Source organism: Ottowia sp., assembly GCF_035325765.1.
Taxonomy (GTDB): domain Bacteria; phylum Pseudomonadota; class Gammaproteobacteria; order Burkholderiales; family Burkholderiaceae_C; genus Ottowia.
The window spans coordinates 1-15,397 of record NZ_DAOKZG010000060.1; the positions used below are offsets into that span (position 1 = coordinate 1).

The window sequence follows — 15,397 nt, forward strand, 5'->3', positions numbered from 1 at the left end:
TCAAGTGGCTGATGCTGGACAACGTGCCGGGCAGCTACCCCTACACCGCCGGCACCTTCGCCTTCAAGCGCGAGGGCGAGGACCCCACGCGCATGTTCGCCGGCGAGGGCGACGCCTTCCGCACCAATCGCCGCTTCAAGCTGGTGAGCGAGGGCATGCCGGCCAAGCGCCTCTCGACCGCCTTCGACTCGGTGACGCTGTACGGCGCCAACCCGGACCCGCGACCCGACATCTACGGCAAGGTCGGCAACTCCGGCGTATCGATCGCCACGCTGGACGACATCAAGGTGCTGTACGACGGCTTCGACCTGTGCAGCCCGACGACCTCGGTGTCGATGACCATCAACGGCCCGGCGCCGACCATCCTGGCGATGTTCATGAACGCCGCCATCGACCAGAACCTGGCCAAGTTCAAGCTTGACAACGGCCGCGAGCCGACCGACACCGAGACCGCCAAGATCCGCGAATGGGTGCTGGCCAACGTGCGCGGCACGGTGCAGGCCGACATCCTGAAGGAGGACCAGGGCCAGAACACCTGCATCTTCTCGACCGAGTTCTCGCTCAAGGTGATGGGGGATATCGCCCAGTACTTCGTGCACCACAACGTGCGCAACTTCTACTCGGTGTCGATCAGTGGCTACCACATCGCCGAGGCCGGCGCCAACCCGATCAGCCAGCTCGCCTTCACGCTGTCCAACGGCTTCACGCTGGTGGAGGCGTATCTCGCGCGCGGCATGCACATCGACGACTTCGCGCCCAACCTGTCGTTCTTCTTCAGCAACGGCATGGACCCGGAATACACGGTGATGGGGCGCGTCGCGCGCCGCATCTGGGCCGTCGCGATGAAGGACAAGTACGGCGCCAACGAGCGCAGCCAGAAGCTCAAGTACCACATCCAGACCTCGGGCCGCAGCCTGCACGCGCAGGAGATCGCCTTCAACGACATCCGCACCACGCTGCAGGCGCTGATCGCCATCTACGACAACTGCAACAGCCTGCACACCAACGCCTACGACGAGGCCATCACCACGCCGACCGAGGAAAGCGTGCGCCGCGCCATGGCGATCCAGCTCATCATCAACCGCGAGTGGGGCCTGGCCAAGAACGAGAACCCGAACCAGGGCGCCTTCATCATCGAGGAACTGACCGAGCTGGTGGAAGAGGCGGTGCTGTCCGAGTTCGAGCGCATCAGCGAGCGCGGCGGCGTGCTGGGCGCGATGGAAACCGGCTACCAGCGCGGCAAGATCCAGGAAGAGAGCCTCTACTACGAGATGCTGAAGAACTCGGGCGAATACCCCATCATCGGCGTCAACACCTTCCGCAACCCGCACGGCGATCCGGTGCCCGAGCACATCGAGCTGGCGCGCTCGACCGAGGAGGAGAAGCAGAGCCAGCTGACGCGCCTGGCCGACTTCCACGCGCGCCACGCGGCCGAGGCCCCGGCCATGCTGGAGCGCCTGCAGCAGGCAGTGATCGACAACCAGAACGTGTTCGAGGTGCTGATGGATGCGGTGCGCGTGTGCTCGCTGGGGCAGATCACGAGTGCGCTGTTCGAGGTCGGAGGCCAGTACCGCCGCAGCATGTGAGTCCGCGCCGGGACCGGTCCCGGCTTCGGCGTGCCAGCGTCCTGAACAGGGAGCCAAGCGACAAGAACAGCAACAACAAGGTTCGCAGGAAACGGGATTCGGACCCGGTCGCGCAGCGACCGCAGGCCCGGGCCAAGGAGACAAGCCATGAACCAGGAAACCATTCGCCAGCTGCTGAATGGCCGCAACATCCAGGTGTCGGACGAGCACCTCGTGATGCTGGAAGCCCTGATGGGCGGGATCGATCAGATGCGGGCCGCGCTGGATGGGGCGCCGCCGCCCGACAGCGACATCGGCCTCATCCACGCGCTGGAGGAGCCGAGCCATGACTGAGCTGGCCCGCCTGACCATCGCCGAACTCGGCCAGTTGCTGCGCGAGCGCAAGGTCTCCCCGGTGGAAATCGTGGAGGCCGTGATCGCGCGCACCGACGCCTGCGAAGGCCGCATCAACGCCTACATCAGCCGGCGCGACGAGCAGGCGCGTGCCGAGGCACGCAGCGCCGAGCGCGAGATCATGAACGGCCTCTACCGCGGCCCGCTGCACGGCATTCCGCTGGCGCTGAAGGACAACATCTACATTGCCGGCGAAACCACCACCATGGGCGCGAAGATCCACCAGGATTTCGTGCCCACGCAAAGCGCCACCGTCTACCGCAAGCTGGCGCAGGCCGGCGCCGTGCTCACCGGCAAGCTGAACCTGCACGAATACGCCTGGGGCGCGACCACCAACAACCCCCACTTCGGCGCCTGCCACAACCCCTGGGACCTGACGCGGATCCCGGGCGGCTCCAGCGGCGGGTCGGGCGCGGCCGTGGCAGCCGACATGACGATCGGCTCGCTGGGCACCGACACCGGCGGCTCGATCCGCATCCCGTCCTCGTTCTGCGGCGTGGTCGGACTCAAGCCGACGCACGGCCTGGTGAGCAAGGCGAACGTCTTCCCGCTGGGCTGGTCGCTGGACCACGTGGGCCCGATCGTCAAGAGCGTGCACGACGCAGCCCTCATGATGAACTGCATCGCCGGCCATGACCCGACGGACCCGACCTCGGCGCGCTCGAAGCCGCAGGACTACGCGGCCGGGCTGATGACGCAACTCAAGGGCGTGCGCATTGGCGTCAACGAGCGCTACTTCTTCAACAACGTCGACCGCCCGGTGGAACAGGCGGTACGCGCAGCCGTGCGGCGCCTGCAGGAGCTGGGCGCGACGGTGCAGGAGGTGGAGATCCCGGCGCTGCAGTTCTCGGAATACGCCGAACTCATCACCATCGTCGCCGAGGCCAACGCCATCCATCACGACAACCTGGTCCGGCGCCCACAGGACTTCGGCGACGACGTGCGCTTCCTGGTGGAGCTGGGCGAGCTGCTCTCATCGGGCGACTACCTCCGGGCGCAGCAGATCCGGCGCCAGCTGGACGCCGATTTCGCGGCCGCCTTCCGCGAGGTCGACGTGCTGGTCTCGCCGACCATCCCGTTCCTGCCACCCGCCATCGGCGCCGACACGGTCAGCATCAACGGCAGCGAGCTGCCGTTCCTGGACCACGTGATCCGCTTCACCGGGCCCGGCAACCTGACCGGCCTGCCTGCGCTCAGCCTGCCCTGCGGCCTGGCCAGCGGCCTGCCGGTGGGCCTGCAGATCATGGGACCGGCATTCGGTGAATCGCAGGTCCTGGGCGTGGCGCATGCGCTGGAGCAGACCCAGCCGATGGATGGGAAGAAGCCTGCACTCTGAAGGCCGCGCGGCCTGCTGCCTGCAGGAGCGGGCAGCAGGTCCGGGCGATCCCGACGGCCCGCTGGCGCGAGCCCGGGCGACCGGCGAAGACAGCCACCTGACCACAATCCCGGAGAACAGACCATGAGCACCGACACCCACGCCCAATCAGCAGCAGCCTTCCGCGCCGCCCGCGACCACCTGCTGGGACACCGCGAGGAGCAGGCCAGCCTGGGCACCAGCTTCCGCTGGCCGCGGCTGACGCACTTCAACTGGGCGCTGGACCACTTCGATCGCGTGGCGCGCGAGCGCGGCGACGCACCCGCGCTGTGGATCGTCAATGAGGGCGCGGGCGAGGACCGGGTCAGCTACGCGCAAATGGCGGCGCGCTCGAACCAGGTCGCCAACTGGCTGCGCGGCCTGGGCGTCAAGCGCGGCGACCGCATGCTGGTGATGCTGGGCAACGAGGTGCCGCTGTGGGAGGCGCTGCTGGCGGCCTTCAAGCTCGGCGCCGTGGTGATCCCGGCCTCGGCCCTGCTGACGCCGGACGACCTGCGCGACCGCATCGAGCGCGGCGACGTGCGTCACGTGATCGCGGGCGAGGCGCACGTGGCCAAGTTCGCCGAAGTGCCGGGCAACTACACCCGCATCTGCGTCGGTGCCACGCCGACCGGCTGGATCGATTTCCAGGACAGCCAGGGTGGCGACGCCGGCTTCACCCCCGACGGCCCGACACAGGCCACCGATCCGCTGCTGCTCTACTTCACCTCGGGCACCACTTCCAAGCCCAAGCTGGTGATGCACACGCACCAGAGCTACCCGGTGGGCCACCTGTCGACCATGTTCTGGATCGGCCTGAAGCCGGGCGACATCCACATGAACATCTCCTCGCCGGGCTGGGCCAAGCACGCCTGGAGCTGCTTCTTCGCGCCCTGGAACGCCGGCGCCTGCATCTTCATTCACAACGTGGCGCGCTTTTCTGCGCCGGCGCTGCTGCAGACCATGGCGCGCTGCCAGGTGAACACCCTGTGCGCCCCGCCCACGGTGTGGCGCATGCTGATCCTGGAAGACCTGCCGGCCTGGCGCGACCAGCTGGCGCTGCGCGAGGTGATCGGTGCCGGCGAGCCGCTGAACCCGGAAATCATCGAGCAGGTGAAGAAGAGCTGGGGCCTGACCCTGCGCGACGGCTACGGCCAGACCGAGACCACCGCCATCATCGGCAACGCGCCGGGCCTGGCGGTCAAGCCCGGCTCGATGGGCCTGGCCCTGCCCGGCTATCACATCGCCTTGCTGAACGCCGACGAACAGGAAGCCGATGAGGGCGAGATCTGCCTGAAGCTGGACGACCTGGCGGGCGAGGCGCCCGGCGGCCTGCCCGGCACCGGCCGGCCGCTGGGCCTGATGGCCGGCTACGCCGACAGCCCGGAGCGCACCGCCGACGTGATGCACGGCGGTTACTACCGCACCGGCGACGTGGCGCAGCGCGACGCCGATGGCTACTACACCTACGTCGGCCGCGCCGACGACGTGTTCAAGGCCTCCGACTACCGCATCAGCCCGTTCGAGCTGGAAAGCGTGCTGATCGAGCACGCGGCGGTGGTCGAGGCCGCCGTCATCCCGAGCCCGGACCCGGTGCGCCTGGCCGTGCCCAAGGCCTACGTGATCCTGGGCCAGCAATACACGGCCAATGCCGAGACCGCGCTCGACATCCTGGCCTTCGCGCGGCAGGCGCTGGCGCCCTACAAGCGCATCCGGCGCATCGAGTTCGTCGACGAGCTGCCCAAGACCATCTCGGGCAAGATCCGCCGCGTCGAGCTGCGCCAGACCGAGAACAACCGGCGCGAGCAAGGGGTCAAGGAGACGCTGGAGTTCTTCGAAGAAGATTTCCCCGACCTCAAGGGTTAGGACGAAACACCCCCTATGTCGCTGCGCTCCTTCCCCCTTGAAGGGGGACGCACCCAGTGTCCAGGGAGACCCCGGCCACGGGTGCCCCCGCTTGGCCTGCTCCGCGGCCTTTGGAGCCGTGGCGTTTCATGCGCCGCGGGTGGTGCGATGCACCATGAAAAACTGAGTTGGCTGGTCAGAATATTCAGCGGACCTCGCTGGCTCCCTCCCCCACTGGGGGAAGGTCGGGGTAAGGGGCCCGTGCTGCTGCGTCGTGCGGCCGGGCACAAGCGCATGGCGCGGCCCCCTCCCGGCCTTCCCTCAGGGGCGGAAGGGGCAGTCCCCCTGGCGAACCGAGGCAGGTGGGTGATCGCGAGGCCGCGGACAAGAATCGTTACGCTTCCGCCGTGCGCGAACACGGACCGCGCGGCTACCATGGTCGCTCCAACCAGGAAGGAGGAGCGCCCCGTGACCCACTCCAGACTCATGCTGGCCAGCCTGGCGCTGGCCGTGCTCACGGCCTGCGGCACCCTCGGTGCGCCCTCGTCCCAGGCCCCGGCTCCGGTCGTCAACGCAGCCGCGGCCCCCGGCACGCAGACTGCGGCGGCGCAGGCGGCGGCTGCGGCCTACGACTTCGACATGGACGTGTTCCACCCGGTGGTGGCACGCCAGGGCATGGTGGCGACCGAGCAGGAGCTGGCCTCCCGGATCGGCCTCGACGTGCTGAAGAAGGGCGGCAATGCGGTGGACGCGGCCGTGGCCATCGGCTTCGCGCTGGCCGTGGCCCTGCCGAACGCCGGCAACATCGGCGGCGGCGGCTTCATGATGGTCTATGACGCCAAGACCGGCCAGAGCACGGCGCTCGACTTCCGCGAAGTGGCGCCGGCAGCGGCCAGCCGCGACATGTATCTGGACGACAAGGGCAATGTGGTCGACGGCAAGTCGCTCTACACCCACTACGCCATCGGCGTGCCCGGCACCGTGGCCGGCATGGCGCACGCGCTGAAGAAATGGGGCACGCTGCCGCTGGCGCGCGTGATCCAGCCCTCCATCGCGCTGGCCGAGAAAGGCTATCCAGTCAGCGAGACGCTGGCCAAGGTGCTGGAGCAGGAGAAAAAGAACATGGGCCAGTGGCCCGCCACCAAAGCCATCTTCTGGAAGAACGGCGCGCCGCTGAAGGCCGGCGACAGGCTGGTGCAGAAGGACCTGGCCCACTCGCTGCGCCTGATCGCGCGCGACGGCGCCAGGGCCTTCTACGGCGGCGAGATCGGCAAGCGCATCGCCGCCGACATGGCGAAGAACGGCAACCCGATGACGCTCAAGGACCTGGCCGACTACAAGGTGGTCGAGCGCGAGCCGGTGCGCGGCAGCTACCGTGGCTACGAGATCGTCACCATGCCGCCGCCGTCCTCGGGCGGCATCCACCTGGTGCAGATCCTGAACATGATGGAGCACTGGCCGCTGAACAGCTGGGGCCACAACAGCGCCCAGACCGTGCACCACATGACCGAGGCCATGAAGCTGGCCTACGCCGACCGCGCCGAATACCTGGGCGACCCGGGCTTCGTCAAGGTGCCGCAAAAGGGCCTCACCTCCAAGAAATACGCCGACGTGCTGGCGGCGCAGATCAACCCCGACCGGGCGCGCAGCGCCAAGGACATCCGCGCCGGCCAGCCGCAGCCCTACGAGAGCGACCAGACCACGCACTACTCGGTGATCGACCGCGCCGGCAACATCGTCGCCGTCACCTACACGCTGAACACCAACTTCGGCAGCGCCATCGTCGCGCCCGGCACCGGCATCGTGCTGAACAACGAGATGGACGACTTCTCGGCCAAGCCCGGCGTGCCCAATGCCTATGGCGTGATCGGCGGCGACGCCAACGCGGTGCAGGCCGGCAAGCGCCCGCTGTCGTCGATGACGCCGACCTTCGTGCTGAAGGACGGCAAGCCCTTCCTGGTCACCGGCAGCCCGGGCGGGCCGCGCATCATCACCACCGTGCTGCAGCAGGTCAGCAACGCCATCGACTACGGCATGAACCCGGCCGAGGCGGCGTCGGCGCTGCGCTTCCACCACCAGTGGACGCCTGACGAACTGCGCGTGGAAAAGGGCTTCTCGCCCGACACCCTGAACCTGCTGCGCGCCAAGGGGCAGAACGTCGCCATCAAGCCCTCGATGGGCCGCACCCAGACCATCCAGGTGCACGAAGGCCAGCTCTGGGGCTGGTCCGACCCGCGCAACCCGGACGGCAGAACGCTGGGCTATTGAGCAGCGCCGATCAAAAACCCGGCCCCAGGGCCGGGTTTTTGCATCAGGCGTCAGGTCGCAGCCACAGCCACACGGCCACGCAGGCCATCATCACCGGCACGGCGATGCGCACCCACAGCGCGATGCCACCGAACCACTGCAAGACCACGGCACTGCCCACCATCATGATGCTGGCAGCCCACTTGGCGCGCCGCGGCACGGCGCCATGGTCGCGCCAGCGGTGCACCGGCGGACCCAGCCTGGGATGCGCCAGCAGCCAGCGCTCGAACGCCGGCCAGCCCTTGCTGGCGGCCCAGGCCGACACCAGCAGGAAGGGCGTGGTCGGCAACACCGGCAGCACCGCACCCAGCACGCCCAGCGCCAGGCTGAGCAGCGCCAGCGCGCGCCACAGCAACACGGCGATGTGACGGCGACGCTGCAGGCGCTCGGGCTCAGGGCCGCGGGGCGACTCGGATTCGGTCATCAGGCCCGGGGTTTTTGCATGACAGGCAAGCGCATGCAGCTATTGATTTCAGAGTGACACGACACTTGGGATGATAGCTTGCGATGGCACGCCACCGCAGCCGCCACAGGCCCTGCGGCGCCCGTGGACAATCACGCCATGATCGAGCAACCCCCCTTCGTCGCCCCCACGGCCTTCACCGACGCCGAGGCCGCGCTGGCGCGCGTGCAGCAGATCCACGCCGCCGGCGTGGCCCACCTGGGCGAGCGCCTGCAGGCCTTCATCGCGCTGCGCGAACCGCCCGCCCAGCCGCTGCCGCGCGTGCGCGCCTGCTACCCGTTCGTGCGCCTGGCGACGACGCAAAGCCACCACCCCGACACGCGCCTGGCCTACGGCTTCGTCACCCATGCAGGGCGCTACGAAACCACACTGGCACGGCCCGACCTCTACGGCCCCTACTACCTGGAGCAGTTCCGCCTGCTGCTGGCGAACCATGATGCGCCGCTGGTCGTGGGGGTGAGCAGCCAGCCGATCCCCCTGCCCTTCAGCTTCGGCGACGACGAGTATTTCGACGGCGGCCTGGCGCCCTGGCAACGGGCCCTGCTGCCCGAGGTGTTCGACCTGCCGGACCTGATGGCGATGGACGACCGCATCGCCAACGGCACGCACGTCGCGCGACCGGGCGAGACGGCGCCGCTGGCGCTGTTCACCGCGCCGCGCGTCGACTACTCGCTGCAGCGCCTGCGCCACTACACCGGCACCTCGCCCGACTGGTTCCAGAACTTCGTGCTGTTCACCAACTACCAGTTCTACATCGATGAATTCATCGCCCTGGGCGAGGCCGAGATGCAGAACCCGGCCAGTCCCTACACCACCTTCGTGCAGCCGGGCAATGTGGTGACGCGCCGCCGCGGCTGCGCGCCCGAGCCAGGCGACGAGCGCGGCGCGGCGCCCGAGCGCATGCCGCAGATGCCAGCCTACCACCTGATGCGCGAGGACCGCAGCGGCATCACGCTGGTGAACATCGGCGTGGGACCCAGCAACGCCAAGAACATCACCGACCACATCGCCGTGCTGCGCCCGCACGCCTGGATCATGATCGGCCACTGCGCCGGCCTGCGCAACCGCCAGCAGCTGGGCGACTACGTGCTGGCGCACGGCTACGTGCGCGCCGACCACGTGCTGGACGACGACCTGCCGCTGTGGATCCCGGTGCCGGCGCTGGCCGAGGTGCAGATCGCACTGCAGGAGGCGGTGGCCGACGTGACGCGGCTGCAGGGCGCCGAGCTCAAGCGCGTGATGCGCACCGGCACCGTGGCGACCACCGACAACCGCAACTGGGAACTGCTGGGCGGCGGCGCGCCGCAGCAGCGCTTCTCGCAGTCGCGCGCGGTGGCGCTGGACATGGAAAGCGCCACCATCGCCGCCAACGGCTTTCGCTTTCGCGTGCCCTACGGCACCCTGCTGTGCGTGTCCGACAAGCCGCTGCACGGCGAGATCAAGCTGCCCGGCATGGCCAACCACTTCTACCGCGAGCGCGTCAGCCAGCACCTGGCGATCGGCATCCGCGCCATCGAGCGCCTGCGCCAGGACGGCCTGGACCGGCTGCACAGCCGCAAGCTGCGCAGCTTTGCCGAAGTGGCGTTCCAGTGAGACAGGCCCCGTCGCCGGCGCGGCCCGACGCGCCGCTTGACCGCAGCTTCACACCTGGTTCTCCAGGGCGCAACGACACGCCGGCATACTGCGCCCTGGCATGAGACGCACGCTGCCCCTTCGCGCCACACCGACCGCGCTGCTGCTGTGCCTGGCGCTGGCCGGCTGCGCCAGCCGCCTGCCCGCGCCCGAGGCCGCCGCCGCCGTGCCCACGCAATGGGCCGAGGGCGCCGCCGACGCGGCGCAGGCGCCCACGCAGCTGGCCGGCTGGTGGCAGCGCTTCGACGATCCTGCGCTGGGCGCGCTGGTCGAGGACGCGCTGCGCCACAGCCCCACGCTGCAGTCGGCGCTGGCGGCGCTGCGCCAGTCGCGCGCCCTGGTCGAGGTGGCTGCTGCCGGTCTGGCGCCCAGCCTGGGCGGCAACGCCGGCGCCCAGCGCACGCACACGCAAGCGCAGGGCGGCATCAACAGCTTCAGCCTGGGCCTGACGGCGAGCTGGGAGCCGGACCTGTGGGACGGCACGCGCGCCGGCGTGCGCGCGGCCGAGGCCGACGCGCGCGCCGCGCAGCTGGCGCTGGGCAATGCGCAGGTGGTGCTGGCGGCCGAAGTGGCGCTGGCCTACATCGACCTGCGCAACGCCCAGGCGCGCCTGGCGATTGCCGAGGACAACCTCGCCGCGCAGGACGACACGCTGCAGATCGCGCGCTGGCGCAACCAGGCCGGCCTGGTCTCGTCGCTGGACGTGGCGCAGGCCATCGCCGCGGCCGAGCAGACGCGGGCCAGCGTGCCGCAGTTGCAGACCACGCTGGCGCAGGCGCGCCACCGGCTGACGGTGCTCAGCGGCCGCGCGCCGGGCGAGCTGGTTGAGCTGGGCGCGGCCCCGGTGCCGCTGCCGCCGGACGACCTGGTACTGGCCTTTCCGGCCGACACGCTGCGCCAGCGCCCCGACGTGCGCCGGGCCGAGGCCCAGGTGCAGGCGGCCTGGGCACGCGTGGCACAGGCCGACGCGGCGCGCTACCCAGCGCTCCAGCTCGGCGGCTCGCTAGGCCTGCAGGCGCTCACGCTCGGCTCGCTCACCAGTGGCGGCAGCGTGCTGCGCTCGATCATGGCCAGCCTGTCGGCGCCGTTGTTCGACGGCGGCGCCATCGCCGGCAACGTCCGCGCGCAACAGGCGGCGCTGGAGCAGGCGCACGCCGCCTACCGCGCCAGCGTGCTGACGGCGCTGCAGGAAGTCGAGGATGCCCTGGTGGCACTGCAGGGCGACCGCGCGCGCGACCGCAGCCTGGGCGCCGCCGCCCGGGCCGCTGCCGATGCCGACACGCTGGCGCGCCAGCAGTACCAGGCCGGCCTGGTGGACTTCAACACCGTGCTGCAGACGCAGCGCACCCTGCTGTCGGCACAGGACAGCGCCGCCAGCGTGCGCGCCAGCCTGGCCACCGACCACGTGAGCCTGTACAAGGCGCTGGGCGGCGGCTGGTCGCCGGAAGCGGCCGACCCGGTCGCACCGCCCGTTGCCGCCGCATCCCCCGACACCGTCCCGAACGCTCCGGCCGCGCGCTGACATCACCATGCCTGAACCGACGCCCTCGCCCACCCCGGCCCCCACGCCGCCCGCACCCGCCGCCGGCCTCGGCGACCTGCTGGGCGACGACCGCGCGCGTCCCTGGTGGCGCCGGCCCGTGCTCTGGATCGGCCTGGCGTTGCTGGCCGGCGCTGGTGCCGGCCTGTGGTGGTGGCAAGGGCGGCAGGCCGAGCGCGCCGCGCCCATCTATGTGACGGCGCCGGTCGAGCGCGGCGACATCACGCTCACCGTCACTGCCAACGGCACGCTCAATCCGACCCGCTCGGTGGCGGTGGGCAGCGAGCTGTCGGGCACCGTCAGCCGCGTGCTGGTCGACGTCAACGACACGGTCAGCAAGGGCCAGGTGCTGGTGGAACTGGACCGCGCCAAGTTCCAGGACGCGGCCAACCATGCGCGCGCCGCGCTCACCGCCGCGCAGGCGCAGCTGGCGCAAAACGAGGCCACGGCGCGCGAGGCACGCGCCAGCCTGCAGCGCTTCGAGGAGGTGGCGCGCCTGTCGCAGCGGCGCGTGCCCTCGGCCACCGAGCTCGACACGGCGCGCGCCGCGCTGGCGCGTGCCGTGGCCAGCTCCGACAGCGCGCGCGCCCAGGTGGCGCAGGCGCGCGCCACCCTGGCCACCGAGGAGACCAACCTGTCCAAGGCCTCGATCCGCTCGCCCATCGACGGCGTGGTGCTGGCGCGCTCGGTCGATCCGGGCAACGCCGTCGCCGCCATGCTGCAGGCGGTCACGCTGTTCACCCTGGGCGAGGACCTGCGCCAGCTGACGCTGGAGGCCAGCGTCGACGAGGCCGACGTCGGCGCGGTGCGGGCAGGCCAGGCCGCCAGCTTCACCGTCAGCGCCTACCCGACGCGCCACTACCCGGCGCGGGTCGAGCGCGTGTCCTTCGGCTCGACCATCACCAACAACGTCGTTACCTACGCCACCGACCTGAGCGTCGACAACGCCGACCTCAGCCTGCGCCCGGGCATGACGGCGACCGCCACCATCACCGCCACCGAACGCAAGGACGTGCTGCTGGTGCCCAACACCGCGCTGCGCTTCGTCCCCGCCAGCGCGCCGGCCGAAATGTCCGGCCCCCAGGCCGGCGGCGGCGGCCTGGTGTCGCGCATGCTGCCGCGGCCGCCGCGCAGCGCAACACAGCGCCCGCGCACCACGGACGCGGCCGAACCCGAGGGCGAACGCCAGCTCTGGCTGCTGCAGGACGGGCAGCCGGTGCCAGTCACGGTGCAGATCGGCATCAGCGACGGGCGCCGCACCGAGGTCGTCGGCGCACAACTCGCCCCGGGCCTGCCGGTCATCATCGACCAGAAGGCGCGCTGAGCACCATGGGCGAGCCGCCCTTCATCCGCCTGCGCGGCATCACCAAGGTGTATGGCGAAGGCAGCGCCGCCTTCCATGCGCTGCGCGGCGTCGACCTGGACATCCGGCGTGGCGAGTTCGTCGCCATCATGGGCCCGAGCGGCTCCGGCAAGTCGACCGCACTGAACGTGCTGGGCTGCCTGGACCGGCCCAGCGGCGGGCGCTACGAATTCATGGGCGTGCGCGTCGAGGCGCTGTCGCGCGACGACCGCGCGCGCCTGCGGCGACGCCATTTCGGCTTCGTGTTCCAGGGCTTCAACCTGCTGGCGCGCACCAGCGCGCAGGAGAACGTCGAGCTGCCGCTGCTGTATCGCGGCGAGTCGGCCGCCGCGCGCCACGCCGCCGCCGCGCGCGCGCTGGAGGCCGTCGGCCTGAAGGGCTGGGAGCACCACACCCCGGCCGAGCTGTCGGGCGGCCAGCAGCAGCGCGTGGCGATCGCGCGCGCCATCGTCACCGAGCCGGCGGTGCTGCTGGCCGACGAGCCGACGGGCAACCTCGACAGCCAGCGCAGCCACGAGATCATGGCCTTCCTGGCCGGCCTGAACCAGCAGGGCATCACCGTGCTGATGGTGACGCACGAGCCCGAGATGGCGGCCTACGCGCACCGCATCGTGCGCTTCGTCGACGGCGTGGTCGCCAGCGACGAGCGCAACGCCAACCCGACGCGGCCCGGCAGCCATCTCGCCGCGCCGGCCACGGAGCCATCCTGATGCTGTGGAACACCCTGCTGCTGGCCCTGCGCTCGATCCAGCGCAACCTGCTGCGCTCCTTCCTCACCGTGCTGGGCATCGTGATCGGCGTCTCGGCGGTGATCACCATGGTGACGCTGGGCCGCGGCGCCACCGAGGCGGTGCAGACCCAGATCGCCGGCCTGGGCACCAACCTGCTGATGATCCGGCCCGGCCAGCGCATGGGCCCGGGCGGCGGCGGTGCCACGGCGCCGGCGTTCAAGGACAGCGATGCCGAGCTGATCGCTACCCAGCTGTCCGGCATCGTCGCCGTCGCGCCCGAGGCGCGCGCCGCCGCCACCCTGGTGGCCGGCGGCCAGAACTGGAGCAGCAGCGTGGTCGGTTCGACCAACGCCTGGCTGCAGACCGGCAACTGGGAGCTGGCGGCCGGGCGCGCCTTCAGCGACAGCGAGCTGCGCGCCGGCGCCGCCGTGTGCATCATCGGCACCACCATCCAGCGCCAGCTCTACGGCGGCGCCGACCCGATCGGCCAGGCGCTGCGCGTGGGGAAGGTGCCATGCCAGGTGGTCGGCCTGTTCAAGAGCAGGGGCCAGGGCTCGTTCGGCAACGACCAGGACGAGGTGGTGCTGATGCCGATCAAGACGCTGCAGCGGCGCATCACCGGCAACACCAACGTCAACACACTGCTGGTGTCGATGGACCCGGCCAGCGACACCGCGCGCGTCAAGTCGAGCCTGGCCGAGCTGCTGCGCGAAATGCGCAAGCTGGCGCGCAGCGACGACGACAACTTCAACGTGCTCGACACCCGGCAGCTGGCCGACACCCTGTCGGGCACGACGCAGGTGATGACCATGCTGCTCGGCGCGGTGGCCGCCGTCAGCCTGCTGGTGGGCGGCATCGGCGTGATGAACATCATGCTGGTCAGCGTGACCGAGCGCACGCGCGAGATCGGCCTGCGCCTGGCCATCGGCGCGCTGGAGCGCGAGGTGCTGCTGCAGTTCCTGATCGAGGCCGTGGTGCTGTCCAGCCTGGGCGGCCTGATCGGCGTCGTGCTGGCCAGCGCCGCGTCCGTGCTGCTGGCGCAGCTGATGCAGGTGCCCTATGTGTTCCAGCCCGGCATCAACCTGCTGTCCTTCGTCTTCTCCGCCGGCATCGGGGTGCTGTTCGGCTACTTCCCGGCGCGACGGGCGGCGCGCATGGACCCGATCGAGGCGCTGCGGCACGAGTAAGCGCGCTGGCATACGCTGGCGAGCGGAAACCAGTTGCACGGGATGCTATTGGGCGATCTTGGCGCAATCCCAAGAGAATGGTGCAGGATCATAATCGGCCCGCGCTGACCCCGTTCATGCTGAGTGGGTTGCCGTTCCGGGCGGGCCGTCCACCTCCCACTCTGGCGCGCCACTCCATCGACTCGGGTCAGGTGCTCGCTAGGCGAGGATCGTCGAACAGGTCGATCACCTTCTTCGGTTCTGCGAAGCCACCGGTGGTCCCCAGTGGCACCTCCTCGTTAACCTTCACGGGCGGCTCTCCGTCCGCGCCCGGCTGTTCGTCGTAGACGTTGGTGAACGACATTACGTCAGTCTCGATGTCGACCGTGATCTCGGCGGTCTCGCCATCGGTTTCATCGGCTTCGCGCTGCGCCGCCTCGGCCGCATCCGCGCAGCGATGACGCAGCGTGTTCGTGTTGTTATCGATCTCGAAGCACTGGCCACCTTCGTAGATGCTGGTGGTGTGTACGACACGGTGGGGCCCATCGGCGGACATCGTGATCTTCAGGTCGCCGGGCAGCAGGAAGGTGCGGCGCAGTCCCGGGTCGAGCCAGTCCTTGATGTGTTTGCCGTTCAGATTCTCGTGCGGATCGCCCCAGACCTGCACCGTGTTCGTGCAGCGAACCGTGGTGGTGATCTGGTGCTTGTCGACCCTCACAAAGACTTGACCATCAAGCGAGCGGTAAGTCAAAGGGTCACCCGCAGCCGCCTGGCCGAGCTGGCCAGGCTTGGGAACGACCTGGCCGTTGCAGACCACGTCCTCCTGCTGTGCCGGCCCTTCTTCCGGTGAGATCGTGCCGTCCGAGCACGCCCCGAGCCCGAACCACAGCACTGCCGCCAGTGTCGGCGGCGCGACCCATTTGCCGATTCGTCCCATGGCGCCCCCTCCTGGATTTCTGCTTGGGAAACTCTGCATAACCTCGACACCACGCCTGTTGCGTGAGACAGTCGCACCAT

At 69.9% G+C, this 15,397-nt stretch carries 12 protein-coding genes; 10 read left to right on the forward strand and 2 right to left on the reverse strand.

Annotated elements, in window-relative coordinates:
* From PKA16_RS14250 to ggt, 5 genes are all read left to right on the forward strand, one after another.
* Positions 1-1,586, forward strand: a 1,586-nt coding sequence (locus PKA16_RS14250; protein WP_324404194.1) for a methylmalonyl-CoA mutase family protein, incomplete at its 5' end; no start/stop codon positions are given.
* Between the two features lie 147 nt (positions 1,587-1,733).
* Positions 1,734-1,919, forward strand: a complete 186-nt coding sequence (locus PKA16_RS14255) for a hypothetical protein (protein ID WP_324404195.1) — start codon at positions 1,734-1,736, stop codon at positions 1,917-1,919.
* Positions 1,912-3,315, forward strand: a complete 1,404-nt coding sequence (locus PKA16_RS14260; RefSeq protein ID WP_324404196.1) for an amidase — start codon at positions 1,912-1,914, stop codon at positions 3,313-3,315. Before PKA16_RS14255 ends, PKA16_RS14260 begins: the two co-directional genes overlap by 8 nt.
* A 123-nt stretch (positions 3,316-3,438) precedes the next feature.
* On the forward strand, positions 3,439-5,199 hold the full coding sequence (locus PKA16_RS14265; protein ID WP_324404197.1) for an AMP-binding protein: 1,761 nt from the start codon (positions 3,439-3,441) through the stop codon (positions 5,197-5,199).
* A 465-nt stretch (positions 5,200-5,664) separates the two neighbouring features.
* Positions 5,665-7,446, forward strand: coding sequence for a gamma-glutamyltransferase (gene ggt / locus PKA16_RS14270; RefSeq protein ID WP_324404205.1), 1,782 nt, complete (start codon positions 5,665-5,667; stop codon positions 7,444-7,446).
* A gap of 43 nt (positions 7,447-7,489) precedes the next feature.
* Here the strand turns inward: ggt and PKA16_RS14275 are convergent, their stop codons facing one another.
* A complete protein-coding gene (locus PKA16_RS14275) occupies positions 7,490-7,909 on the reverse strand; it encodes a YbaN family protein (RefSeq protein ID WP_324404198.1) in 420 nt (139 codons plus the stop codon).
* 138 nt (positions 7,910-8,047) lie between these two features.
* Between PKA16_RS14275 and PKA16_RS14280 the strand changes: the two genes are divergently transcribed.
* The 5 genes from PKA16_RS14280 (at position 8,048) to PKA16_RS14300 (ending at position 14,401) form a co-directional block, all read left to right on the forward strand.
* The gene (locus PKA16_RS14280; RefSeq protein ID WP_324404199.1) at positions 8,048-9,541 is read left to right on the forward strand and encodes an AMP nucleosidase; all 1,494 of its coding nucleotides are present in this window, start codon (positions 8,048-8,050) and stop codon (positions 9,539-9,541) included.
* 100 nt (positions 9,542-9,641) lie between these two features.
* Positions 9,642-11,102: an efflux transporter outer membrane subunit gene (locus tag PKA16_RS14285; RefSeq protein WP_324404200.1), complete on the forward strand. Its 1,461-nt coding sequence runs from the start codon at positions 9,642-9,644 to the stop codon at positions 11,100-11,102.
* Positions 11,103-11,109: 7 nt separating this feature from the next.
* Positions 11,110-12,444 (forward strand): efflux RND transporter periplasmic adaptor subunit, encoded by a 1,335-nt coding sequence (locus tag PKA16_RS14290; RefSeq protein ID WP_324404201.1) that lies wholly within the window; start codon positions 11,110-11,112, stop codon positions 12,442-12,444.
* A 5-nt stretch (positions 12,445-12,449) separates the two neighbouring features.
* Positions 12,450-13,193 carry an ABC transporter ATP-binding protein gene (locus PKA16_RS14295; protein WP_324404202.1) on the forward strand — a complete coding sequence of 248 codons (744 nt, stop codon included), beginning with the start codon at positions 12,450-12,452 and terminating at the stop codon, positions 13,191-13,193.
* On the forward strand, positions 13,193-14,401 hold the full coding sequence (locus PKA16_RS14300; RefSeq protein ID WP_324404203.1) for an ABC transporter permease: 1,209 nt from the start codon (positions 13,193-13,195) through the stop codon (positions 14,399-14,401). Before PKA16_RS14295 ends, PKA16_RS14300 begins: the two co-directional genes overlap by 1 nt.
* A 187-nt stretch (positions 14,402-14,588) precedes the next feature.
* Here the strand turns inward: PKA16_RS14300 and PKA16_RS14305 are convergent, their stop codons facing one another.
* Positions 14,589-15,317: a hypothetical protein gene (locus tag PKA16_RS14305; protein ID WP_324404204.1), complete on the reverse strand. Its 729-nt coding sequence runs from the start codon at positions 15,315-15,317 to the stop codon at positions 14,589-14,591.
* Between the last annotated feature and the right edge of the window lie 80 nt (positions 15,318-15,397).

Coding starts and splice junctions, on each gene's coding strand:
- PKA16_RS14295 (WP_324404202.1), top strand. CDS start 12,450: ATGGGCGAGCCGCCCTTCATCCGCCTGCGCGGCATCACCAAGGTGTAT.
- PKA16_RS14305 (WP_324404204.1), bottom strand. CDS start 15,317: ATGGGACGAATCGGCAAATGGGTCGCGCCGCCGACACTGGCGGCAGTG.
- ggt (WP_324404205.1), top strand. CDS start 5,665: ATGCTGGCCAGCCTGGCGCTGGCCGTGCTCACGGCCTGCGGCACCCTC.
- PKA16_RS14290 (WP_324404201.1), top strand. CDS start 11,110: ATGCCTGAACCGACGCCCTCGCCCACCCCGGCCCCCACGCCGCCCGCA.
- PKA16_RS14285 (WP_324404200.1), top strand. CDS start 9,642: ATGAGACGCACGCTGCCCCTTCGCGCCACACCGACCGCGCTGCTGCTG.
- PKA16_RS14280 (WP_324404199.1), top strand. CDS start 8,048: ATGATCGAGCAACCCCCCTTCGTCGCCCCCACGGCCTTCACCGACGCC.
- PKA16_RS14275 (WP_324404198.1), bottom strand. CDS start 7,909: ATGACCGAATCCGAGTCGCCCCGCGGCCCTGAGCCCGAGCGCCTGCAG.
- PKA16_RS14300 (WP_324404203.1), top strand. CDS start 13,193: ATGCTGTGGAACACCCTGCTGCTGGCCCTGCGCTCGATCCAGCGCAAC.
- PKA16_RS14260 (WP_324404196.1), top strand. CDS start 1,912: ATGACTGAGCTGGCCCGCCTGACCATCGCCGAACTCGGCCAGTTGCTG.
- PKA16_RS14265 (WP_324404197.1), top strand. CDS start 3,439: ATGAGCACCGACACCCACGCCCAATCAGCAGCAGCCTTCCGCGCCGCC.
- PKA16_RS14255 (WP_324404195.1), top strand. CDS start 1,734: ATGAACCAGGAAACCATTCGCCAGCTGCTGAATGGCCGCAACATCCAG.